The sequence below is a fragment of the uncultured Selenomonas sp. genome (assembly GCA_905372355.1).
GTDB lineage: Bacteria > Bacillota > Negativicutes > Selenomonadales > Selenomonadaceae > Selenomonas.
The window spans coordinates 1-23,851 of sequence record CAJPOT010000021.1 but is presented as its reverse complement, the minus strand read 5'-3'; the positions used below and the strand labels follow the sequence as shown (position 1 = coordinate 23,851).

The window sequence follows — 23,851 nt, the reverse complement described above, 5'->3', positions numbered from 1 at the left end:
TCGAGGATTTGTCGACGACGAGAGGACAGCGCAGATGTGTGAAGATGGGCGGCTGGATTTATCAGTGATTCCTTTGAGGAAGCGCTGATACATTCAGCATTTCCTCAAGAAAAAAATTTAACGCCTCTTTATTCGAGGCGCAAAGCGGAAAATCCTTCTGCTCGCTGAATTTTCCTGAAAAAACATTCGATTGAGACTTCTGGCGAAGATTCTCCCGCAGACACAACCCTCCTGCGGCTCCCTGCAGGCCGACATCACTTCCCGCGCTGCAGAACCTCCGCCGGCGCCGCATCCTCCTCAGCGCACTTCTTCTCCACATAAGCGTGCAGCCGTTCGATGCCGAGCGCCATGCGCGAATCCTCAGGCAAGTGCGCGATGATGTCCTCGATGTAGCCGCGCTCTTTGACGCGCTGCAGCGTCCAGCTGAAATTCACGTCGTAGACCCACATGAGGCGCACGAGCTTGCGGTCGTCCATCGTGCGAATCTTCGTGTAGTCCACTTGATCGCCCGCGATGAACTTTTCGAGGAAATCGGGACTGACACCCGTACCGTCGGGCGGCGCGAGAAACGGGCGCAGCACGCGGAAGATATCAAGCTTGTCGGCATCGCGCAAGAGGCGCGCAAAGAAAAGCTGCCGCGCATCTTCCGTCGGCGCGATGACCTTCTTGTTGTGGTTCAGAATAGAGAAGCGCACGAGAGCCTCGTCCTCAAGCACAAGACGCGCAAGGAACGGCAATTCGTCAAGCACCTTGAGTCCGAGCGCCGCATGATCCTCCGATACGGCATCGTTGAACGTGCGGTAAAGCGTAAATTGACGAAAGCGCCCCACATCGTGAAAAAGCCCCATGATTTCCGCCAGCTGCACATCGTGTGCAGAGAGATGCAGATGCTTGGCAAGCTCCACGGCAATCGAGGTCACACGGCCAGTATGCACCTCCTTCATGCGGATCGCCTGCTGCACCTCCTCGTCCTCCGTATAGAAGGAACGCATGTAATCTGCCATCCAAGCGTGCATCTCACGCAGTAGTTTCTCCAAAAATGTCGCCTCCGCTTGTGTGCTTCAATTTACAGTATAACACAGCGCCCTCCGAACAACAATTTCCTCATGCGCCCTTTTTCTTCTTGCCCGGCAGAGATCCTTCCAGCTCGATGATCATGTCGCGCAGTTCTGCGGCGCGCTCGAATTCCAAGGCGCGCGAAGCCGTCTGCATCTGGGCGAGCAGCGTGCGGATCAGAGACTCCTTCTGCTTCTTCGTGAGCTTCTTTTTCTTTCCGTCGGACTCCTCGCCGTAGGAGGCGCGGCTCTCGGCGACAAGCGTCGTTTCGATCAGCGGCACGACGGGCTTGACGATGGTCTTCGGCGTGACGCCGTGCTCCTTGTTGTACGCCTGCTGCACTGTGCGGCGGCGCTCCGTCTCGTCCATGGCGCGCTTCATCGAGTCCGTGATGCGGTCGGCGTAGAGGATGACCCTGCCGCCCGCATTTCGCGCCGCACGCCCGATCGTCTGGATCAGCGACGTGTCGGAGCGCAGGAAGCCCTCCTTGTCGGCATCGAGAATCGCCACGAGCGACACCTCGGGCATGTCGAGACCCTCGCGCAGCAAATTGATGCCGACGAGCACATCGAACTTTCCCGCACGCAGATCGTGGATGATCTCAGCACGCTCGAACGTCGCTATGTCCGAATGCAGGTAGCGCACGCGCACCTGCATATCCTTGAGGTAGTCCGTGAGGTTCTCCGCCATCTTCTTCGTCAGCGTCGTCACGAGCACGCGCTCGTCTTTCTTTGCACGAATGCGGATCTCCGACAAAAGATCGTCCATCTGCCCCGCCAAAGGCCGCACCTCGACGATGGGATCGAGCAGCCCCGTCGGGCGGATGATCTGCTCGACGACCTGCTGCGCCTTTTCCAACTCATACTTCGCAGGCGTCGCCGAGATGTAGATGATCTGATTGATGCGCTGCTCGAACTCCTCGAAAGAAAGCGGACGATTGTCAAAAGCGGACGGCAGACGAAAGCCGTTTTCCACAAGCGAAATCTTGCGCGAACGGTCGCCGTTGAGCATCGCCTTGAGCTGCGGCATTGTCACATGGCTCTCGTCCATGACGATGAGGAAATCGTCGGGAAAGTAATCGAGCAGCGTATACGGCGCCGCCCCCGCCGGTCGATGCGTGAGGTGACGCGAATAATTCTCGATGCCCGAGCAGTAGCCCATCTCCTGCATCATTTCAAGGTCGTAGTTCGTGCGCTGCTCGATGCGCTGCGCCTCGATGAGCTTGCCCTCCTCCTTGAAATGCGCGACCTGCGCGATCTTCTCCTCGTCGATCGCCGCCATGGCGATTTCCATGTCCTCCTTCTTCGTCACATAGTGCGAAGCAGGAAAAACCATCGAATGCGTACGCTCGCCGTAGATCTCTCCGGTCAAGACATCGAACTCAAGGATGCGCTCAACCTCGTCGCCGAAAAGCTCGATGCGCACGGCGCGGTTATTCCAGCCCGCAGGAAACACTTCTATGACGTCGCCGCGCACACGAAAGCGGCCGCGCTCAAAGGCGATGTCGTTGCGCTCGTACTGAATGGCGACGAGCTTGCGCAAGATGTCCTCACGCACGACCGTCTGCCCCTTGTGCAGCGACAGAACCATCTCGTGATAGCTCTCCGGCGAGCCGAGACCGTAGATGCACGAAACGCTCGCGACGATGATGCAGTCGCGCCGCTCGAAGAGCGAGCACGTCGCCGAGTGGCGCAATTCATCAATCTCGTCGTTGATCGACGCATCCTTTTCGATGTAAGTATCCGTCGAAGGAATATACGCCTCGGGCTGGTAGTAGTCATAGTAGCTGACAAAATAGCCGACATAATTCTTCGGGAAGAACGCCTTGAACTCACTCGCGAGCTGCGCCGCCAGCGTCTTGTTGTGCGCGATGACCAGCGTCGGCTTCTGCACGCGCTCGATCGTCTTGGCGATCGTGTACGTCTTGCCCGTGCCCGTAGCGCCGAGGAGCACCTGCGCCTCCTGCCCGTTCTCGATGCCCGCCGCCAAATCGCGGATCGCACGCGGCTGATCCCCCATCGGCTCAAAAGGCGCCGAAACCTCAAACGGTATCTCCTTGTCAAACTCCATCGTATTGAGCTTAGGCAAAATCGCCATGCGTGCGCCTCCCCTGTGCAATCTATTTCAACTATCCATAATATTCAAAAGCTGTTTTGGTGTAACGATATATGGCCTTTCAGGAAAATGCTTCATGTTTCCAGTGACGAGATATGCTCCATCCAAGCGCTTTTCCATGACGACTCTATAAAAAGGTATATCTTTCATATCGGGCAAAATAATATCAATCGGCCTTGCCTGCACCAAAATGCCGAATCGTTCCAGGAAAGACAGCAAATACTCTATCTTCTGCGGAGAAAATCCAAACTTCTTGCGTTCTAAAACCTCTCGATACGCTTTCATGATTACATCGCTGTACAACGGAACGATTTCTCCTGTAATCATCCTGCCAACAACCTGCACAGTAGCAGCGTCATCTTTAGAAGACAGCAACGCAGACACCAGTACATTCGTATCAATCACAGCAAGGCAAGTCATTTCCCTGCTCCCTGTCGAGCCATTTCAATCTCTCGATTGATTTCTTCCAACGTCATATCAACCGCACCGCTTCTCTTTGCTTCTTGGCGAAGAGTCATGAACGCCTGCATAGCGCCCTCCCTCGTCAACTCCGTCTCCAACGACGAGATTTCAAAAGGTATCCTGCGCTCTCGTACCACAGCTCTGACAAACACATGGATAGCGGTCGCCATATTCATCCCAAATTCCTGGCACAATCCCTCAAATTGTCTCTTAAGCCCCTCTTCCATCCGCACGCTGAATGTCGTCTGCGCCATATTGAACACCCCCTTGAATATCCAAAAGCATACATTCCCTTGCCGCACCTGTACGGCTCTGTTCTCGGCAAATATCTACCTTCATTATAGCGAACGGGCGGAAAAAATCAACCGCGCCGAAATTGCTCTTTTTCGATCTTGGAGGAAAAGAGAACGCCGAAAAACCGTATTTCTCATAGAAAGCGGCATTCTTGCTCTCTTCCTGCATAATTTCAAAATACAGAATACGTAATCATACGATGAAAAGAGAGAATCCCCTGCCTTTGGCACACAGCCCAAACAGGGGATTCTCTTGCTTGCATCAATAGTATTCTATTGGCATCCTATGGTCGATGTACATGCTGTACTCAGTTGGGTAGAGCGTTGGGCGCTGCGAAAATGAAATGGTAGACATCAACGCCAGGAACACGCATGCTGCCCAGATCGCGCACGGCGCCCATGGATTTCCAAGTGCTGTAGATGACTTTGTTCGGCGTGTACACTTCCACGCCGTTGCTCAGTTCCGCAGCGATTTCATGAGCCGCAGGCGGACCCGAGCGAGTGCACCAATATTCGGTGTAGCTGCTGCCATTCTTCACGTAGACAGAGGAGCGCGCCTGATCGGTGCATTTCGTCTTCATGACGCTCTCACTGATCGAATAGCGCTCCACGGAGGCGAAACAGAGGCTGGACGAGAGTAACAACATAGCAAACGCCACGGAAAGTACTTTCTTCAGTTTCATAATGGTTCCCTCCTTTGAAAATTTTAAAATCAACCCGTGCGCCAACTCCTCTAGAACACCGGATGCCTGTTCTCATTATATCATATATTAGGCAATGAGCGTCCTCTCATAAATGAAAAGCAACCGCGCCGAAGAGGCGAATCATCTCCTCTAGGCGCGGTGCATCCTCTACGAATCCATACCCAGACCTTCATTCTGACTGCCCATGCGATAGCCACGCAAATCCAGCGTCACATAGGTAAAGCCTGCCGACCGTACGACATCTTCCATCTCTTCCCTGTGCTGCCAGAAAACATCGAACTCCGCCGGCTCGATCTCGATGCGTGCGAGTCTGCCGTGACAGCGCACGCGAAGCTGACCATGGATGTAACGGCGCAGGGCATTTTCTGCGACTTCCACCGCACGAAGGCGCTCCCTCGTCAATTCGATACCATACTCGATGCGCGAGGCTAGACAAGCGGCGCTGGGCTTCGACCATACGGGGACGCCCCACGCTTTCGCCACTTCGCGTATATCGCGCTTCGTCCACCGCGCTTCCTTCAAGGGCGAGGCGACGAAAGGAGCAAGCTTTTCGATCGCGGCGAGTCCTGGGCGATAGTCTCCCGCATCGTCAGCGTTCGTGCCATCGAGGACACGTCGGAAGCCATGTTCCTTCGCCCATGCGACCAACATTTCAAAGCGGCGCTTCTTGCAGTAGTAACAGCGGCGCTCGTCGTTCCTTACGACGTCGGATGAGGCGAGGTCGTCTGCCGGCAAAATCGTCAGGGGAACGCCCGCAAGAGCCGCGCAGCGCTTCGCGTCTTCTAGCTCCCTCTCGGCCAAAAGCTCAGATGCAGCGGTAGCGGCGACGACATGCGCCGCGCCGAGCGTGCGCACCGCCGCCACGAGCAGGACGGCGCTGTCGACGCCGCCCGACAGGGCGACGGCGGCAGAACCGTAGGACTGCAGAAGGGAGGAGAGTGTTTCCTCTTTTTCCGTTTCCATCATTCGCCAAGCCGCTCGCGCAGATCGTCGAGCGCTTCTTGGCGCACGCGCTTCAGCGGAATGCCCTCACGCGCAGCAATCTCGCGGCAGTCTTCATACTCGGGCGAGAGCGAAACGATCTTGCCGCCGTAGGCGCTGACCTTGCAGCGCACCTTGCCGTGCGGTGTATCGACGAGCGCCGTATGGCGCACAGCCTCGACGCGCTCATCGACGTGCAGCACGCGCATGCCAATGCTCGTCGTCTCGGAAAAGAGCAGAGAAAGGCACTGTGCCCTCTTGTCCTCCTCCACGAGAACGGACAGCATGTGCGCTGGGCGATTTTTCTTCATGTAGATAGGTGTCGTCCAGACATCGAGCGCACCGAGGGCGAAGAGGCGCTCGCTCACATAGCCGAAGAGCTGCGCGTCCATGTCGTCGATGTTTGTCTCGATGAGCGAGAGATCGCGCTTTCCACCGCTCTTGCACTCGCCGATATAGAGCCGCACAACGTTCGGCAGTTCGAGATCCCACGTACCCGCACCGTAAGAGATGCACTCCGTCAGAAGATCTGTGGGCACATGATCGGAGAACTCGGCGAGTGCGGCGAGGACGGCGGCGCCCGTCGGCGTTGTCAACTCCTTCACCGCACCTTCATGATAGGTGGGAAAAAGCCGCAGCAACTCCGCCGTCGCGGGCGCGGGCACCATCATACGTCCGTGCTGCGTATGCACGGTGCCGCTTCCCGTATTCACGCGGGAAACGAAAATTTTCTCGATTTCAAGATAGTCGAGGCAGATCGCTATTCCCACGATGTCGACGATGGAATCGACAGCACCGACCTCGTGGAAATGCACGTCCTCTGGCCTCACACCGTGCACCTTGCTCTCCGCCTGCGCGAGAACGCTGAAGATCTTGAGGCTCATCTCCTTGACTTCCGCAGAAAGCGACGAGCGCTCCAAGATTGTGCGCACATCATGCATCGTACGATGGTGATGCTCATGACTATGCTCATGTGCAGGCACAGCTCCTTCATTTGCATGTCCGTGGTCATGCTCGCAGCTATGTTCATGCGCATGGTCGTCTCCTTCCCCATGCTCGCAGCAATGCCAATGCGTTGCGCCCAAAAGTTCGACGTCGACATACGTCGCGGCAATGCCGTTCTTCTTCACGGAACTAACCTTCAAACGAAACTCTTCCTCCATCGGCAGGCGGCGCAGTTCGGCTTCCAGCGTTTCCAGCGGCATGCCCGCCGCAAGGAACGCGCCGAGCAGCATGTTGCCGCTCAGTCCTGAAAAACAGTCCAAATATATCGCTCTCATATTTCACCTCGTCTGATTGATGCGGCTCGCCATCGCGCCCGCACCGAAGCCGTTGTCGATATTCACGACGGCGACACCTGTCGCACACGAATTGAGCATGGAAAGAAGCGCCGTCAACCCGTGAAACGATGCGCCATAGCCCACGCTCGTCGGCACGGCGATGACGGGACGCGCGACGAGGCCGCCAACGACGCTCGCGAGTGCCCCCTCCATGCCGGCGACAACAATGACGACATTCGCCGACATAAGTTCCTCCTTATGGGCGAACAAGCGATGGATGCCCGCGACGCCAACGTCATAAATCGTTCCGACGTCGTTTCCCATGAGTCTTGCTGTCAGCGCCGCTTCCTCGGCGACGGGGATGTCGCTCGTGCCCGCCGTGAGGACGAGTATGCGGTGCGCCGCATCCTCGCATCGCACCTTGCGCTCGACATAAACGATACGCGAAACCTCATCGTAGTGCGCCTCAGGCAAGGCGGCAAGCACCGCCCGCGCCTTTTGTGCGTCAACACGCGTCGCCATGACGTTGCCCTCGCTCTCGGCGAGCAGCGTCTTCAAAATCTCGGCAATCTGCTCTGCCGTCTTGCCCGCGCCATAGACGACCTCAGCAAATCCTTGACGTTTCTCACGTCCCGTATCGACGGCGGCGAAGCCCAATTCCTTCTGCTCCACGAATCTCACCTCATCCTATGAATCTTCCTGCACAGAAAGCCTTGCAGGAAAATCTGCGGCTTCTCTCCGTCGCATAGACAAAAGGCGCTGCCTTGCACAGCGCCTTCTTCTCCGTTCATCAGCCTCTGGAACCGTGATTCAGATCGTCCTTTGCCTGCTGCACGACCTGCAGAGCGTTGCCGAGGTTGCCGATCAGATGGTCAAAGACCTGGTTCGCATATTGGTCGGCATCGTCTCTAAGCTGTTTTGCATTCGCCATGGTCTTTTCCATGATCTCGCGCTCCTGCTCCTTCGTCTGCTGCATGATCGCCTTGGCCTTCTCTTCTGCCTGCATGACGATCTCGTTCTTGTCGACAAGCTCCGCCGCGTACTTCTTCGCCTTCTCGATGAGTGCCGCAGCTTCGTCGTTCGCACGATCGAGAATCTCCTGACGCTCCTGCATGACCCGCTCCGCCTTCTGCAGTTCCAAAGGCAATTCGCGGCGCAACTCGTCAACAAGGTGGATGAGATCCGTCTCGTCAATGAGGCTCTTGTTCATCAAAGGCATGCGCCTCGACTCGACAACAAGATTTTCTATGGAATCCAAAATATTTTTTACAGCCATATTTCTGCCCGCCTTCTTTTCAAGAATATTGATATAAGGAAACATCTTCCTTCAATGATTTGTATCTTCAAAATGCCTATTTATAGCTAATTCTACACACTCGGGCACAAGTCCTGTCACGCGCCCGTGAAAATTTGCGATTTCCCGCACTCCCGAAGAACTGACGAAGGAATAGCGCGGATCCGTGAGCAAAAACACCGTCTCGATGTCGGGCGCGATGTACTTAAGCATTTGCTCCTGCTTCTGCTCATACTCATAGTCCGTGACGGAACGCAGGCCGCGCACGATGACGGTCGCTCCTACGCTGCGCATGTATTCGGGCAGAAGCCCTTCGAAAGCGCCGACGCGCAAGTTCGGGATGTGGCGCGTCGCCTCTTCCAAAAGTTCCACGCGCTCTTCTACCGTGAAGAACGGCGTCTTTCGGATGTTGTGGAAAACGCCCACGATGAGCTCATCAAACATGCGGCTGGCGCGCTCGAAAATATCGACATGCCCGTTCGTCACAGGATCAAAACTCCCCGAGCATACAGCCTTGATCATCGGGATTCTCCTCCTCGCCCTTTGCAGCTCGCGTGAAAAAGCGTAGCTGTGTCGTCCTGCCATAAATCTCCTCGCGTACGCAACGGAGATTTTGCAGCGCCGGAAGCGCCTCCTCCGTGCCGTGCTCCACGATCATGCAGCCATCGGGCGTGAGCAGACCTCCTCTATCCACAGAAGAAAGAGCCTTCTCCCAAAGCCCCCGTCGGTACGGCGGATCGCAGAAAATCAAGTCGAAGGAACGCCCCAGAGCGCCAAGGCGCGCCAAGACGCGCAGAGCATCAGCACGCACGACCTCAGCATGCTCTAAAAGCCGCGTCTTGGCGGCATTTTCCTCGATCAGAGATGCCGTCTTCTCGTCGACAAAGAGTGCCGACGCCGCGCCGCGGCTCAAGGCCTCGAGTCCCAGAGCACCCGTCCCAGCGAAGAGATCGAGCACGCGCGCCTCTTCGACACGCCGTCCGAGGATATTGAAAAGCGACTCCTTGATGCGGTCTGCCGTTGGCCGCGTAGCCTCGCCCTTCGGCGTTTTCAGGCGACAGCCACGCGCTGTGCCCGTGATGATACGCATAATCTCACCTCAAAGTCAAGGATGGCCTTTCATATTCTATCATATTTTCTTCGTTTCGTGAACCGCACTATGCTATAATATTGAAAAATCGAATTGTTTTAGGAGGAACTTCCTTGAAAAAGCGACTTCTGTATTTCATCGTCCTCGCGCTCTGTGTCCTTTCGCTCTTCCACGCTTTCCTGCGCCCTTCTTACGGCGGCGCACCGCTCAACGCCGTGCGTGAAAAGATGGGGCGCATCGTTCTCGTGCCGCTCGACGGCAGACCACCGTGCCGCCAACTCGTACTCGACACCGCCGATGTCGCAGGAACAGAGATTGCCGCCCTGCCCTACGAGATGCAGGACTACTACACGATGCCGGGCCAAACGAAGGAGGCACAGAAGTGGCTGCGCGAAAATCTGGCGCAAAGCGACGCCGCCATCATCTCCATCGACCAGCTTCTCTACGGCGGTCTGCTCGCGGCACGCGAGGCGGACAAATCGCCCGACGAAATCGAGGCCTTCATCGCCTATCTGCGCGAACTACACGCCGCACATCCGACAGTTCCCCTCTACGCCTTCTCCATCCTGCCGCGCATGATTCCGCCCGCGAGCATCGACGACTACTACGACAACAAGTACCTCCTCGCCTACTCGCGCCTCGCCGATCGCTATGCGCTCTGCGGCGATCCCGAGGACGCTGCGAAGATGCAGGAGCTGGAAGAAAAAATCAGCCCTGCAAGCCTCGCGCAGTACCTCGCGCTCTTCGAGCAAAACGAACACCTCTCCCGCGCTCTCATCGAACTTGTCAAGGAGGGAACACTGGAACGACTCCTCATCGGACAGGACGACGGCGAAAAGTACAGCATCCCCAACATCGAGAAGCGCCATCTGCAGGCTTTTCTCATTGAAGAACAAATTCCACAGGAAAAAGCCGCCATCGTCCACGGCGCAGACGAACTCGCGCTGACGCTTCTCGCTGCCATTTCTGCCGCAAAAAACGGTCACCGTCCGCAGATATTTCTCGATTGGAATGACGAATCAGCACCCGACGAAATCCTGCCCTTCATGGCGATTTCTCTGCGTGAAACGGCGCGGGAAAAAATCGCGGTTTTCGGCGGCGAATGTACGGCGTCCGCCGCGAGCGCCGACTTCGTACTCTTCATTAGCGCAGGCTCGGAAGAAAACCTCTCCTCGCGCCGAAAAAGCGTCGAGCGCATCGAAAGATACCTCGCCTCAGGCACGCCCGTCACACTCGTAGACCTCAGTCGCCATTTCGCCGCCGAGGAGACGCTGCTGCCGCTCCTCATCGAGCACGGCGCTCCCATCGAAGGATTGCGCTCCTATGCCGGTTGGAACACGGCGAGCAACTCCGTCGGCACAGCGCTCTCGCAGGCAACGATTTTTACCGCCGCACGTGAAAAGGCCGCGACGCGAGATGAAGTTCTCGCACTTCACGCTGCGAATCTCAAGCTGCTCAACAATCGTTTCTTGGAAGACTATTTCTACCTCAAAGATGTCATCACTCTCGTCAATACGAATCTCAAGAAAAACGGCACAAAAAACGTCTACGACCTTGACTTAGAACGCGACTACCTCGCGGCGACCGCGATGCTCCGAAAAGCGATGGATGATCGCCTGCAGACCTTCAAGAGCACAAAGGCGTGCCGTCGCCCCTTCCGCGTCCATCTGCCCGGCGGAGAAAGCGCCGAACTCGCCGTCTATGACCTCCAAACCGACATGAGCTTCCCATGGCCGCGCACCTTCGAGATCTATTTGGAAACGACACCCTTCATAGCCGTGCAGTGACGGTTCAAGGGAACAATTCTGCATGAGACGTCAAAACCTACGAATATGAAAAAACCGCCGAACGAAATCGGCGGTCATATTTTCAAATGGCGGAGTGGAGAGGATTCGAACCTCCGCTGCAGTTGCCCACACTAACGATTTAGCAAACCGTCCTCTTCAGCCTCTTGAGTACCACTCCATATGCGATTGACGCGCAAGCTACGGAAAATCTGTCCGCAAGCTAGCGACATAAAATATAATAACAGACCCATGCCGCCTTGTCAACCGAAATTTTCCGTAAGCTACATGATCTCCTTGTGCCTGCGCTGCCAGCCTGGCAAAAGCCTGCCCGTGCTCCACGGCTCCATGACCTCGCGGCTGCGGTAAGGCCGTGCGCCCCAGCGTGCGGGAATTTTCTTGCCGAGCAGCTTTTCCAGACGCGCGGCGATTTCCCGAAGCGATAGCGCCGTCCCTGCACTCACGGCGTACTCGCCGCAGATGTCCGCTCTGTCCGCTGCAAGATACTCCGCCGCAAGCCGAAAAGCTTCGGCGACGTCATCGACATGGACGAGGTCGAGCTTCTGCTCGCCGGGCGAAAGGGCAAGCTCTTCGCCCGTCTTTGCCGCCTCCTCTAAGAGCGCGAGAATCTTGCGCCGCGTATCTCCCTCGCCATAGGTATCGAAGAGCTTCAAACCGACGGCATGAAGCCCCGCCGTCTCCTCGTAGTAGCGCAGCATGACCTCGAATGCTTCCTTCGTCGCCGCATAGAGGTTGACGGGCGAATAGAGCATCCCTTGATAGTGCTGCCAGCTCGTGCCCGCAAAGACGAAGCGGCGCACATCGTTCTTCGCCATCGCTTCCAGCAGCTCCGTGCCGAAGAGGATGTTGCTCGCGACGAGCGCCGGAATATCCGCACTCTCATGCGCAGCAAGATAGAGCGAAGCGAGATGAGAGACGACCGTCGGCTCCGCCTCGCGCACGATATCCGTGAGCGTGCCGCCCGCGTACACATGGAAATCGACACACCCACGCACCGCAGTGGAAAGCGCCTTCAAATCCGACGACGGGCGCACGATGGCAGCGACCTCCCAGCCCGCCTCGATCATGCGCTGCGCGAGATGCCTGCCGACAAAGCCCGTGACGCCCGTCAAGAGGATGCGCTTCTTCATCGCGCACCGCCCCCCTTTCTCTGCACGATTTCACGCGCCCAGCCGCAAAGCATCTCGTCCTCGGGGAAGATCCGCGCGAAATGGCGCACGGAACTCTTGCTCTCGCCCAAGAGGATTTCCGGCAGCTCCTTCGGCACGCTCCCCTGCGCAAAACCTTCGCGAAGCGGCGGCGGCAGGAAGTTCAAAAATACCTCATGCGGGTCTTTTCCCATGCCGGTGAAATCGCACATCGTCTTCTCCATTTTCATGACCGCATCGTAGATGGCGTTCAAATGCGCCGCCGTGCGCCCTACGGAAAAATTCTCCTCGATATAGCGCCGCGCATTTCGCCCGAGCCGCGCGCGCTCCTCAGGATGCGCATAGAGACGGCGCAGAGCCTGCTCGAACTCCTCGGGCGTGCGCACCAAGAGTCCCGTTTCGCCGTGACGCACGAGATGTTTTTCCGCACATTGGTCGAGCGCGACGACGGCAAGACCCGCATTCATCGCCTCAAGCAACACATTCTCCGTCGTGCCGAAATGCTGCGGATTGAGCAGATAGGCGAAGACATCCATACGGCGCAGTTCCGCCGTCACATCCGTCACATAGCCCGCAAAGGAAAGCTGCTCGGCAAGACCGAAAGGCGCCGCATCGCGGCGAATCCGCGCCTCGTTCTCCGCGTCGCCGACCAGACGAAAAAAAACGCCGCAGATGTCCTTGACACGCGCACAGAACCGCACAAAATCGGGATGCAGCTTCGCATAGGAAAGCGTGCCGACGTAGCCGACAGAAAATCCCGTGTGCGCCTCATGACGCGGCTCCTCTGCCGAGAAGTCGCCGACGCTGTTGACCATCGCGGCGTGCTCCTTCGCCCAAGTGCGCTGCGCCGCGTCCCAGAAAGGATTCTCATACGAATATGCCGACGTGAATACGAAGCGCTGCGACACGCGCAGGAATGCGGACGGCAGCCAAGGATAGAACGCGCCCGAAACGTGCGCCCAGAGGACGAGCCGCGCGGGCACGGGCGGCAGTTCCAGCAAGAAGCGCACCATGCGCGGATGATGCCACCACTCCAACTGCACGATGTCCGCACGCGCCATCGTCTCGGCGATCTTCGCCGCATCCTGCTCGACGTGTGCGGCGACGCCCGCCTCGGCAAGAAGATCGAAGAAATTGCGCTTCTCTGGCTCTTCGAGCAGCAGAAGCTCGTGGCGATCCCCGCCCTCGGCAGCAAAGGCGGCAAGAAGCCCCGAAAGCACCTTGCCGACACCGCCGCCCATGTGCGTCGTGATATGAAGTATCTCGCGCATCGTCATCCCCCTCGTACATCGACACATCCAAACGATCAAACCATCAAAACGGACTCGAAAAATCTGCCAAAGAAACGAACCCCTGATCGCGCTCCGACAGAAGCGGCGAGGAAACGCCCCAGTCGATACCCGCCGTATCCCAGCGTATGCCCGCATCACACGCGGGTGCATAGACGCTCGTCACCTTGTACATCATGACGGCTTCATCGCTCAAAGTCAAAAATCCGTGCGCCATGCCGCGCGGGATATAAATCATCTCGCCCGAACTTCCGGACAGCATGAAGCTCTGATGCGCGCCATACGTCGAGGACGCGCGGCGCAAGTCGAGCACGACATCAAGCACCTTGCCGCTCATGCACCAGACGAGCTTCTCGTGGTCGGCGGGCGGCAATTGGAAGTGGAGACCGCGCAGCACATTCCTCTTGGAAACGGAGAAGTATTCCTCTCGAAACTCCGTCGTCAGTCCCAACTCGCGAAAAGCGCCCTCATGGTACACCTTCGTGAAAGAGCCGCGCATATCCTCGCGCACCTTCGTGCGCAGGACATAGCAGCCTGCAAGCCGCGTTTCCTCACGCGTGAAAATCCCTGCTGCCTCCGTCACGTCCAATCCTCCTCTGAAAACGCCTGCTCGAAGCTGCACGGACGCAGCTCCAAGACCTCCTCGATCGTCATGCCCATGCGCTGCTCGAAATCCTCCTTGATAGCGAAGAGCGCCGCCCAGCGCGAGGGGACGTTCGCCGCATCAAGTCCGTAGCGGCGGATGATATCGACGAGCCGCTTCTCCAGGACGACGATGCCCGAAGCGTCGCCCAGGACATCGGCAAGCTGAATCAAGCGGTCATAATCCGTGTAGATGATGCTTGGAAGGTACTCTCGCAAGAAAGCGATATCCTCCTCCGTGCTGTCCCAAACGCCCGTGACCGAACGCGCATCCTGCACAGGAAAGGAATGTGTGAGGCAAATGCGCGCCGCCTCCTCGTAGCCTTCTGCCAAAAGGTAGCGCCAGCCGCAGAAAATGTGATTGATGCGCATCTCACCGAAGCGCCGCCCGATGTCGTGCAAAAAACCATAGGCACATGCAAGATCGCCGTCCATCGCCGGCACACGCGCCGCAATCTTCCCCGCCGCCAGCCCGACATAGTACGAGTGGCGAATCCACAGCTTCGGCGCGCGCCTATGCGCCTCACGCAGATACTCTCGGGCGATTGCCGCCGTCAACTTCCGCTGTCCCGTCATAATGCGTAAAGCACCGTCTCACCGCTCGTCGCGCTGTGCTGACGCAGGAAGAAACGGTAGAACGGATAGCGTTCCATGAGCAGCTCCGGGATGCGCACATAGTCCTCCAAGCTATGATAGACGCAGACCGCAAGTTTCGGGCGATGCTGCTCGATCGTCTTTGCCGCGCCGAGAAGCGCGTTGTACTCCGCCCCCTCAATATCCATCTTGAGAAGCGTGCACGCTGCGCCCTGCAGCACATCGTCGAGCGGCCGCGCCGCGATGCCCGCCGCCTCTTCGTGCGCATCCGCGCCCGCCAGTCGCGAAGCCGACGGCGTCGCGGCGTTGCTTTGAAATACGAGCCGCTCATCCTTATCCCACAGCGCACACGGATGAATGCGCACATCGTCCCTGCCCTCGTATTTCTTCAATAGATACGCATAGTTCTCCGCATCCGGCTCAAACCCGTGGACAAATATGCCCCCCCCGTGGATTGCACGGTCAATTTCCTCGCCATGACACACGCCCGCATCGACAAAGACCTCCCCTCGCGCAAGTTCACCGATAACATCGTTGCCGAAGTATTGGTTCGGCTCATAGAGCGAAAAATCTACAGGCCTGCCGCTCTTCATGTTCGCGATAAGCGAGCGATAAATATGACGTGACTTCTCGTCAGAGAACTTCTGCGCGATCTTCTCGATTCGGGCGTGTTCCGCAGAAAAATAGCACGCGGCGTCAAGCTGTACGGCGGAATAGACTGCCGCCTTGACCATCCTGCGCTCCAGCAAAGAAAGGATTTCGAGCAGGAAAATGCCCGTCGCGCCGATGACGACGGACAGTCGCCCGCCCTTGGCGTACATATCCTCACTCCGTTGATAGAACGTCTCGGGCGCGACGACCTCAATGCCCGCGATGCGGCTGCCGTGCTTCGCCGCGTTGCTGTCCACCCAGAAGATCGGCTTCTTGCCCTCGGGCGCACAGTACGTCCGATAAAATGCCTGCGCTACACGCCCCGTGCCCCAGATGACGTATGGCGCAGTAAAAAGCTCCGACAACTCTCCCGCTGCAAACTTTTCCATCGACATTCCTTCATCACCCCACACATTTTTCATCCGTCGGCTTCACGAGGTCAAGAATGTTGATGACGTTCTTGACGCGCGGAAACGCCTGATGAATCTGCTTCTCGATGGTAGACATTAGAGAAACGACAGGCACGACGACCGTATCGATCTCCTCTGCATCCAAAATCTCAGGGCTGTGGATGAGATGCCCATCGACCTCACTGCCCTGCTTGATCTTCGAGTTGTCAATGAGAAAAACGCCCGCCGCTCCGACGAAAGGCAGGTCGGGAATCATCGTGGCAAAGTAGTCGTTGATGCCCCAGAAAGCAATCTTGCCGCATTCCTCGCGCAAAATCTCCACCGATGACGTGATGTAGCGCACGACTTCGGGCAAGATCGGCAGTTTGTGCTTCTTGCCGCACTTCTTGCACGTCAGGACATTGCGTGTGAAAAATCGCACGTTCTCCCAACGATTCTCCTCGCTGCATTCCGTACATTTTCCCGTGAAGCTCAAAGCGCGATGCGCATAATCAACATGCACGTCATGAATGTCCTCAGGCGGCAGGAAAGCGCGCTGCGGCAGGCGCATGACCTCGCCTGCAAGCCAGTCCATCTCCTCCTTCGACATCTTAGAAAGGTTCACGACAGGGCAGCCGTCGCGGATGAACTTCACCTCGTCCTTGATGATGCCGCGTGCGAGCGCCGTCTTGTAGAGCGGCGTTCCCGGATACGTCGTGATGAAGTTCAGCGTGATGCCGTATTCCGTATGCGCCTTCCACCAATCGAGCGTGCGCTTCGCCGTCTCGATCGTTTCCTCCACATCGCCGAAGATGAAGCCGCCCTGAATCGTCAGCCCGTACTGGTAGGCGAGAGCCAGAGCCTTCTCCGTCTGCTCGAAACGGATCTTCTTGTTCATGCTGCGCAGGATGCCATCGTCTGCGCTCTCCAAACCGAAGCCCATCGTCACGCAGTTCGAGTCCTTGAGGATGCGCACCATCTCCTCCGTGACATCGCATACGCGGAACTGCGCCCACCAGCGAATGTTGTACGGCTTAATACGCGCACAGAATTCGACCACGCGCTGCATATTGATGGCAAAAAGCTCGTCCGACACAAAGATGTACTTGATATGGTACTTTTCCACGAGGAGGTCAAGTTCCTCGAAGAAATTGTCCAACGAACGCTTGCGGTAGTGACTGCCGCTCGTATGGAAGCAGAACGTGCACTGGAACGGGCACGAGCGGCTCGTCGTCATCGTGATCGCATGATCCTCGTTCATGCCGAGGAGACTCGGCACCATCGCGGCGATCTTCGAAAAGTCGAATCCATCGTAGTCGGGAAAGGGAATCGCATCGAGATCGGCGACCTCTTTACGCGCCTTCGTGCGCATCCAGACGCCGTCGTCACGGTAAACGATGCCCTCGACTGCCATCACATCCTCGCCGCACTCCAAGGCGTGACAAAGCGCCGGCGTCGTTTCCTCGCCCTCACCGACGATGCCGTAGTCCGCAAACTCCAAGACCTCCATTCCCGCCGCAGGCGCACTCGTGATGATGCCGCCGCCCGCGACCGTAACGATGCGCGGATCGACCTCCTTCGCCGCCTGCAAAATCTCGCGAATCGCCGGATACTGGAAGGACAGCCCGCCCGTCAGAACGACGTCGATCGAGTGCGCTCGGATCTCTTCCGCTATGATCTCGCGCGTCACGCCCTCGCGGCTGTTCATGTTCAGCGTAAATACGCGAAGTCCCGACTGCTTCATGCTTGATGAAACGTAAGGGATTCCCAAAGGGAAATGGTACCACTCGCCGATCGTATCGACAAAGCGCGGCATGACCAACAAATAATTCATCCAAAGCACCTCATGAAACACTTGCGATTGTATTCTATCAAAGATCTTGAAGTTTTTGCAGCACTCGCTCTTTTCGCCTGCGTCAAACGACAGTAAAAGCAGCGGAAATTGCAGGCTCGCATCGGAAATACGGTCAGCGCATAGGGCATCGCAAGCGGGACGACATCCGCCAGCGGCCGCCGCTCCCCATGAACCGAAACACCGTCTTTCTTTATCACACGTTTTTCCCCCTATTGCCAAACACCTTTAACAAACGCTCTGCATCTTGATCGAGCACATCTTCCTCGAACATCGCATAGCGATACTGTCTGCACTTCGCGCACGTCGTATACGCGGACTTTTCGCCGCGAAGCTGGGCTTCGAGGAAGGCTCGCAAGCGTTCGCCCTGCCAGATTGCGCGCACGGATTCTTTCGCAACGTCGCCCAATATCGCCGCCGTTTCCATGGCGCAGCATGGAACCATCTTGCCGTCGGGATTGAGCTGCATCATGTAGAAGGGCTGCGGGCAAACCTTTGCCATGCGCACGGCGGCGCCGTTCTGTGTCACATCGGCGAGCGCGTGACCCGCGAGCTTTTCGTAATCGATCTGCTCGACGGCGGGGATCAGATGCTCGACCGCGATGAAGTCGGCGATGTCGCCGAAGATGCGCAAAAACTCTGCCTCCTCACCATCGCCGAGCACACAGTCCATGATCTTCACATAGATCTTCGTATCGCCGCGATGCGCGTAGAGCCAGCCGATATTCTCCACGAGGTTTTGAAAAATGCCCCGTTTTTTCGTATAAGCGTATGCCGCATCCGAAAGACCCTGCAGAGAAATGCGGATGCGCCCAAGTCCCGCACGGACGAGCGCCGCAGACAACTCACGCGTCAGCCGCAGACCGTTCGTCACAATGTCGAGCGATTCGGCGACGCCCGCCGCCTTCGCACATGCGACCATCTCGGCAATCTGAGGATGCAGGAGCGGCTCGCCCGTACCTGCAAAGCGCAGCATTTTGAGCGGGCTGGGAAACTCGGCAAGATCGGCGATGAACTTTCGGTAAAGTCCCATGTCAAGCACGGTCTTGGCAGCGATGAAGCCGCGCTCCTCCAACGGCACGGAGTGGATGCAATAGGCGCACGCGAGATTGCACGCATAGACAGGAAATACTTGGATGGAAAACGGCGTATCGAGCGGCAGTCGGTCGGCGAGACGCTGCCTCTTGCCGCCGGGCGTCTGCCCGTCGATGCGCTGCGCCTTCATCGCCATGCCTCCAAACGCTTGAGGATCTCTTCTGCCGCGCCGTCCAAGATATCCTCTGGGTGCGCGACGTCATTCGGTGCGCAGCAGTGCGCGCAGCGCCTGTTCTCCTCGCGCCTGCCTTCAAGCTGCAGGCGCCAGAACTCGCGCAGCTTTTCCCCGTGCCACATATCCAGGATGCGCTCTTCATGCACATTGCCAAGGACGACCGGCTTGTATATCGTATCGCACGGCTCGACGTCGCCGTTCGGAAATACGCCGAGCATATAGAAGGCGAGCGGACAGACCTTGCGGATGCCGTCCGTCTTGCCGCCGTAGCGGTCGTACTCGACTTCCATGCCCTGCGTCAGCTCCACACCGTCGTAGGCGGGCAGCATGTGCTCGATATACATGCGGTCCGTCATGTCGGAAAAGAGCGCGTAGAACTTCTCGTCCTCGCCCTCGTCGAGCGCCACATCCATGACCTTCAGGAAGAGCTTCGTCTTGCCGCGGTGCGCGTAGAAATAGCGCAGGTTCTCCAAAAACTCCTCGAAGTTCACGCGCGCCTTGCAGATCGTCGCATACTTCTCCGAGGAAAGCCCCTGCAGCGACACGCGCAGGGTATCGAGCTCCGCGTCGATGAGCGCGTCGGCGAGCGCGTGGTGCAGCAGGGAAGCGTTCGAGATGATCTCAATGCGCTCGGCGACGCCCTTTTCCTTCGCCAGGCGCACCATATCGGCGATGTGGGGATTTAAGAGCGGCTCACCCTGCCCCGTCAGAGACAGCATCTTGAGCTTCTGCGGAAACTCCGCGAGCTGTTCGATCGTCTTCTCATACGTTTCCATCGTCATGTGCTCAGGCTGGAAGTCGTATTGCCGTTTCATCTCGGCATGACCGAGCGAGTGCCCGCAGTACGCGCACTTGAAATTGCAGTACGTCGTCGGAAAGACGAACGCGCTGTAGGGTGCTGCAAGCGGCACGACTTCGGCGAGCTTCACGCGCTCCGTTCCATAGATGGGTTTAATTTCAGACGCCATATTTCCTCCTCAGGAAAAGAGCGGCAGGAGTCTTTCTGCATCCGCATCGAGATCTTCCGCCGGATTGTTGATCGCATTGAAGCAGGTACAGCCGCGACACTCGGGGACTTCGTCCTTGCGCTTTTGCAGCAGCATGCGCAAAAATGCCCGGCGCTTCGGGCCGTTCCAGATCTCGACGAGCGACTGCTCCTTCGCGTTGCCCATCGACAGCCCCCTGCCCAGTCCGGGCACGGGACAGGGAAACGTATGCCCCTCGCAGCCGATCTGCAGAAAGTAGAAGGACTGCGCGCAGACCTTGCGGTCGAGGTCGAGCTCCTCGCCGTAGAAATTCTTCGAGCCGTCCACGACACCCTTGAGGTCTTCCATCTGCTGCTGCATGACGACGAGATGCTCGATGTAGATGCGATCCGCCATCGGGCTAAAGAGCGAAAGGAAGCGTTCCTGCTCCTCTTTCGTCGGCACGGTCGCGTCGATCGCCTTGATGTAGATCGCCGTATCCTTCTTGTGAGCAAAGAGGTAGCGCAGGTTTTCGAGATACTGCTCGAAGTCGATGCGCACGCCGCACGTCTTCTCATAGCCGGCGGCGTCGAGCCCCTGCACGGAGATGTTGATGTTCGTGATACCCGCCGCGACGAGTGCGTCGCTCTTCTCGGGCGTGAGCAGAAGCCCGTTCGTGATGACCTCCACGCGCCCCGCGATGTCGGCGTCGACGATCTTTTTGACGAATGTCGGCAAAAGCGGATTCGTCAGCGGCTCACCCAGCCCCGAAAAGACGATGCGCTTGACACCGCCCTTCGGGAACTCTTTGAGATCGTGCACGATCTTATCAAAGTACGCCTCATCCATGTGCAGCATGCGGTGCCCGAGCTTCTGGAACTCGCCGCCCGCCTCGTCGCGCGTCGAATGGATGCAGTAAAAGCACTTGAAGTTGCAGTATTTCGTCTGCTCGATGTATACGGTGAAAGGCTGCGCCAGCGGTATGATGTCCGCAAGCTTCTTCCTCTTCGTGTCATAATTCGGTTTGATTTCTGCCATATTTATTCTCCATCTGCAAAAGCATAGACAACGGTTTCCAATCCCATATATTGATAATTGCGCACATAGAAACGATAGCCGCTGTAAAACTCGCGCAGCAAGAGCGGTATGCGCCAGATATGCGACATGTCGTGGTAAATGCAGATCGCGAGCTGCGGATGATGCTCGCGGATAAGCCTTTCCGCGCCGTGCAGGGCTTCGATCTCCATGCCCTCGATGTCCATCTTGATGAACGTCGGTGCTTCGCCCGCGAACATCGTATCGAGCGATACGCACTGGATGACGTGTGCGCCCGCCGCTTCCCGCTTCACGGCGGACTTGCCCTCCTCTGCCGCGCCGAAGCGGATCTGCTGCGTCGTGCTCGAAACGCCGCACGGCACGATGACCGCACGCGGGATCGCGAGCTCCTCAGCTGCGGCATGGATGCGCGTAACGAGCTCCTGCTGCGGCTCAAACGCAAAGTAGTCGTGCATCTCCCTGCCCGCCGCCGAAAGAGCGCGCAGCGTGTCGCCGTCAAAGGCGCCGCAGTCAACGAAGAAGCGCATGTCCGCCTTCTCCGGCACGTCGTGCGCCGCATACTGCAGGCGCAGCGGCAAAGGATCGGGGAAGATGGAAAAATCACGGCGCAGATACGCCTCGATCTGCGTCATGTAGAAGAAGCGTTCCGCCTCTGTCTGCCAAAGCGCATATGCCGCAAGGACAGCCTCTTCGTCGCCGGCGAAGTCGCGCTCGATGTCGTAGTCACCGATGAAGATGTTGCGGCAGAACGATGCACTGTCAAAACTCCGCCAGTCGAGCTCATGCAGCGCGACGACGAGCGGAAAGCCTGCCGTCTGAAGCACCTCGCGAAGTGCAGGCTCATCCTCCAGGGAAAAAAGCGCCGACAAAATGACGACGCTTTCCTCCTTCGGCACCGCCGCCATTTCCTCCAAAGTCAGGGCATCGACGCCCTGCTCGCGCAGCGCCGCCGCACGGCGGTCGATCAATCCCTTGACAGAAATGCCCGCCTCTTCCAGCGATGCCTTGAGCTTCTTGCCGAGATTTCCTGCTCCGTAGAAAAAGATATCCTTATGCGCAAAAGAAGAAACATCTACGGCACGGCTGTGCCACCTCGCCGACATAGCGCGCCGCAAATCGGCAAATCTCATTCGCTTTCCACCTCACTCATAACGCTCCAGGGAAAAGACCTCGCCGTCCTCTTCCATACGCCCCGCCATCCTGCCGCCGATGGAAAGATGATCTCGCATGATTTCAAGCAGAGCCTTGGGATCTTCGTAGTCGGCAAGCGGCATGCCGAGAATGATATAGTCATAGGTGCGCCCTTCTAAAGCGGCTTCAAGATCTCGCAGAGGCTGACAGAATACCTCGCCGCTGCAGATCGTCTTCAGATCGACCCAATACTTCGCATCCTGCACGAAAGCGGAAAGCGTCGCCCTGCCCAAATCATACGCCCGCAGGCAGTTTTTGAAATGCAGCAGATTGGCGCCGCAGCGCACATCTATGCCAAGAATGCGATTATCCTCGCACGGCGTCGAAGAATCCATGCACTTACGGCAAAGCTCATCATCCAGACGCGTATCCGTCCAGGCATCAACGCCAAAGTATTTGCGTCGAAAGGTCTCCCGCCCTTCCCGCAGATCAATCTGATAAGCCTCCTCCGACATCGCCGTGCCCGGCGCATGGTAGACGAAGGTATCACGACAAAACATCAAGCGATAACCGAGACGGCGATAGGTGAAGGACAGATCATCATCAGCAAAATTATAAAAAAATCCATAATCGGCTTCATACATCTTGCGCAGGGAAGAACGCATCAGCGATGCTGTAGGAATGAGGCGCAGGCGCTCCTCCCACTTTTTCGGATCGCTGACATTGTAGGCAGCCGCGGCCTCCTGCATTTCTCCGTATGTAGAAAATTCCAGCTTCACCTGCTGATAATAGCTTGTATAGTTTGCCGCGGGAACGACCATGCCGATGCGCGGATCAGATTCCATGCACGTGACAAGATTCTTGAGCCAGTCCTTCGTGACGACGACATCGCTCGGAATCGCGGCAAAGTATCTGCCGCGGATGAATTCATTGCCCGCCGCTCCCTTTGCCGCCAGATAACCAAACAAAGCGCCGCGATTTTCCCTGACATGGAAGATGCGCTTGCGCGGATGCTCAATGCTGCGGAAAAAGTCCAGCGTGCCGTCGGTCGAGCCGTTGTCAACGAGCAGCAGCTCATGGTCGACGTTCCGCGTATAGGCAAGGAGGGAATGAATCGCCATCTTCGTCTGATCTTCCAGATGATTGTAGGCTTGAAAGTACACTGTCACCAGCGGCGGCTCATCGCCGACGCAGAGATTAGCCGCCATCTCTCGCCGCGCAAAGCCATCCCTCTGATGAACATTTGCGCCCGCTCCTCCCATATCAACCTCAACGACTTCTCCATAGTTCACGCTTATTTTCCTCCGTTGCCATAATCGGCGTCGTTTCCCATAACTCTAAACTCTTCTTATATCGAAATTCTCATGAACTTTCATAAGGAAGTACGAATAAAATGAAGCTCCCCCTATTCGCCCTAAACTTATCCGTACCACCATGAAGTTTGACAAAAATTCCGCTATCATTATAACACATTCATTTTCCCTGTTCGAAGGCAATAAAAAAACCTCATTTCCAAGAAATGAGGCCGATATGACAATGGCAGGGGCAGTAAGACTTGAACTCACAACCTACGGTTTTGGAGACCGTTGCTCTACCAGTTGAGCTATACCCCTAAGATGGGGCGACTGGTGGGGCTCGAACCCACGAATGCTGGAGCCACAATCCAGTGTGTTAACCACTTCACCACAGCCGCCATAAGGTATGCCACCGCAAAAGCGGTGGCATGTCAGAACCAGCAGCTTTCTATCCTCCCAGGTCGTCTCCAACCAAGTACTTTCGACGTA

22 protein-coding genes, 3 tRNA genes and 1 pseudogene are annotated in these 23,851 nt (G+C 57.1%); 1 reads left to right on the top strand and 25 read right to left on the bottom strand.

The features are described 5' to 3' along the window. Positions 1-254 precede the first annotated feature (254 nt). From QZ177_RS09610 to rsmD, 11 genes and pseudogenes are all read right to left on the bottom strand, one after another. Entirely contained in the window at positions 255-1,037 is a 783-nt protein-coding gene (locus QZ177_RS09610) for an HD domain-containing protein (RefSeq protein ID WP_294177189.1), read from the bottom strand. A gap of 67 nt (positions 1,038-1,104) precedes the next feature. Continuing rightward, the gene (uvrB, locus tag QZ177_RS09605) at positions 1,105-3,153 is read right to left on the bottom strand and encodes an excinuclease ABC subunit UvrB (protein WP_009645705.1); all 2,049 of its coding nucleotides are present in this window, start codon (positions 3,151-3,153) and stop codon (positions 1,105-1,107) included. Between the two features lie 27 nt (positions 3,154-3,180). Continuing rightward, positions 3,181-3,591, bottom strand: a complete 411-nt coding sequence (locus QZ177_RS09600; protein WP_294177187.1) for a PIN domain-containing protein — start codon at positions 3,589-3,591, stop codon at positions 3,181-3,183. Then, positions 3,588-3,887 carry a type II toxin-antitoxin system RelB/DinJ family antitoxin gene (locus QZ177_RS09595; protein ID WP_009645684.1) on the bottom strand — a complete coding sequence of 100 codons (300 nt, stop codon included), beginning with the start codon at positions 3,885-3,887 and terminating at the stop codon, positions 3,588-3,590. Before QZ177_RS09595 ends, QZ177_RS09600 begins: the two co-directional genes overlap by 4 nt. A gap of 347 nt (positions 3,888-4,234) precedes the next feature. Further along, positions 4,235-4,609: a hypothetical protein gene (locus tag QZ177_RS09590; protein ID WP_265071748.1), complete on the bottom strand. Its 375-nt coding sequence runs from the start codon at positions 4,607-4,609 to the stop codon at positions 4,235-4,237. Between the two features lie 168 nt (positions 4,610-4,777). Further along, positions 4,778-5,596: an ATP-dependent sacrificial sulfur transferase LarE gene (larE, locus tag QZ177_RS09585; protein WP_294177180.1), complete on the bottom strand. Its 819-nt coding sequence runs from the start codon at positions 5,594-5,596 to the stop codon at positions 4,778-4,780. Next, the gene (gene larC, locus QZ177_RS09580; RefSeq protein WP_294177178.1) at positions 5,593-6,891 is read right to left on the bottom strand and encodes a nickel pincer cofactor biosynthesis protein LarC; all 1,299 of its coding nucleotides are present in this window, start codon (positions 6,889-6,891) and stop codon (positions 5,593-5,595) included. Before larC ends, larE begins: the two co-directional genes overlap by 4 nt. A 3-nt stretch (positions 6,892-6,894) precedes the next feature. Next, positions 6,895-7,638 (bottom strand): annotated as a pseudogene (gene larB, locus QZ177_RS09575) (nickel pincer cofactor biosynthesis protein LarB). Between the two features lie 43 nt (positions 7,639-7,681). Then, a complete protein-coding gene (locus tag QZ177_RS09570) occupies positions 7,682-8,167 on the bottom strand; it encodes an ATPase (RefSeq protein WP_037369825.1) in 486 nt (161 codons plus the stop codon). 51 nt (positions 8,168-8,218) lie between these two features. Continuing rightward, the gene (coaD, locus tag QZ177_RS09565; protein ID WP_265071751.1) at positions 8,219-8,707 is read right to left on the bottom strand and encodes a pantetheine-phosphate adenylyltransferase; all 489 of its coding nucleotides are present in this window, start codon (positions 8,705-8,707) and stop codon (positions 8,219-8,221) included. After that, the gene (rsmD, locus tag QZ177_RS09560; protein ID WP_009645701.1) at positions 8,676-9,275 is read right to left on the bottom strand and encodes a 16S rRNA (guanine(966)-N(2))-methyltransferase RsmD; all 600 of its coding nucleotides are present in this window, start codon (positions 9,273-9,275) and stop codon (positions 8,676-8,678) included. The genes coaD and rsmD overlap by 32 nt, the downstream gene beginning before the upstream one ends. A gap of 113 nt (positions 9,276-9,388) precedes the next feature. On the opposite strand from rsmD, the gene QZ177_RS09555 reads away from it, so the two are divergent. Then, entirely contained in the window at positions 9,389-11,062 is a 1,674-nt protein-coding gene (locus tag QZ177_RS09555; RefSeq protein WP_294177175.1) for a DUF4127 family protein, read from the top strand. A gap of 87 nt (positions 11,063-11,149) precedes the next feature. On the opposite strand, the gene QZ177_RS09550 is transcribed toward QZ177_RS09555, so the two are convergent. From QZ177_RS09550 to QZ177_RS09485, 14 genes are all read right to left on the bottom strand, one after another. Beyond that, positions 11,150-11,240, bottom strand: a tRNA-Ser gene (locus QZ177_RS09550). Positions 11,241-11,343: 103 nt separating this feature from the next. After that, positions 11,344-12,210 (bottom strand): NAD(P)-dependent oxidoreductase, encoded by an 867-nt coding sequence (locus QZ177_RS09545; RefSeq protein ID WP_294177173.1) that lies wholly within the window; start codon positions 12,208-12,210, stop codon positions 11,344-11,346. Further along, complete coding sequence (locus QZ177_RS09540; RefSeq protein WP_294177171.1) at positions 12,207-13,499, bottom strand: glycosyltransferase family 4 protein; 1,293 nt, start codon at positions 13,497-13,499, stop codon at positions 12,207-12,209. Before QZ177_RS09540 ends, QZ177_RS09545 begins: the two co-directional genes overlap by 4 nt. Before the next feature lie 43 nt (positions 13,500-13,542). Then, on the bottom strand, positions 13,543-14,100 hold the full coding sequence (gene rfbC, locus QZ177_RS09535; RefSeq protein ID WP_294177169.1) for a dTDP-4-dehydrorhamnose 3,5-epimerase: 558 nt from the start codon (positions 14,098-14,100) through the stop codon (positions 13,543-13,545). After that, positions 14,097-14,735: an HD domain-containing protein gene (locus tag QZ177_RS09530; protein ID WP_294177167.1), complete on the bottom strand. Its 639-nt coding sequence runs from the start codon at positions 14,733-14,735 to the stop codon at positions 14,097-14,099. The genes rfbC and QZ177_RS09530 overlap by 4 nt, the downstream gene beginning before the upstream one ends. Then, the gene (locus QZ177_RS09525) at positions 14,732-15,793 is read right to left on the bottom strand and encodes an FkbM family methyltransferase (RefSeq protein ID WP_294177163.1); all 1,062 of its coding nucleotides are present in this window, start codon (positions 15,791-15,793) and stop codon (positions 14,732-14,734) included. Before QZ177_RS09525 ends, QZ177_RS09530 begins: the two co-directional genes overlap by 4 nt. 13 nt (positions 15,794-15,806) lie before the next feature. Continuing rightward, positions 15,807-17,627: a radical SAM protein gene (locus QZ177_RS09520; RefSeq protein WP_294177161.1), complete on the bottom strand. Its 1,821-nt coding sequence runs from the start codon at positions 17,625-17,627 to the stop codon at positions 15,807-15,809. Between the two features lie 214 nt (positions 17,628-17,841). Further along, entirely contained in the window at positions 17,842-18,870 is a 1,029-nt protein-coding gene (locus QZ177_RS09515; protein ID WP_294177159.1) for a radical SAM protein, read from the bottom strand. Then, positions 18,867-19,883 (bottom strand): radical SAM protein, encoded by a 1,017-nt coding sequence (locus tag QZ177_RS09510; RefSeq protein ID WP_294177157.1) that lies wholly within the window; start codon positions 19,881-19,883, stop codon positions 18,867-18,869. The genes QZ177_RS09515 and QZ177_RS09510 overlap by 4 nt, the downstream gene beginning before the upstream one ends. Positions 19,884-19,892: 9 nt before the next feature. Beyond that, positions 19,893-20,918 (bottom strand): radical SAM/SPASM domain-containing protein, encoded by a 1,026-nt coding sequence (locus tag QZ177_RS09505; RefSeq protein WP_009645722.1) that lies wholly within the window; start codon positions 20,916-20,918, stop codon positions 19,893-19,895. A 2-nt stretch (positions 20,919-20,920) separates the two neighbouring features. Next, the gene (locus tag QZ177_RS09500; RefSeq protein WP_294177154.1) at positions 20,921-22,066 is read right to left on the bottom strand and encodes an FkbM family methyltransferase; all 1,146 of its coding nucleotides are present in this window, start codon (positions 22,064-22,066) and stop codon (positions 20,921-20,923) included. A 12-nt stretch (positions 22,067-22,078) separates the two neighbouring features. Beyond that, a complete protein-coding gene (locus QZ177_RS09495; RefSeq protein WP_009645695.1) occupies positions 22,079-23,359 on the bottom strand; it encodes a glycosyltransferase in 1,281 nt (426 codons plus the stop codon). A gap of 245 nt (positions 23,360-23,604) precedes the next feature. Then, positions 23,605-23,680 (bottom strand) — tRNA-Trp (locus QZ177_RS09490). Between the two features lie 4 nt (positions 23,681-23,684). Next, a tRNA-His gene (locus QZ177_RS09485) sits at positions 23,685-23,760 on the bottom strand. Between the last annotated feature and the right edge of the window lie 91 nt (positions 23,761-23,851).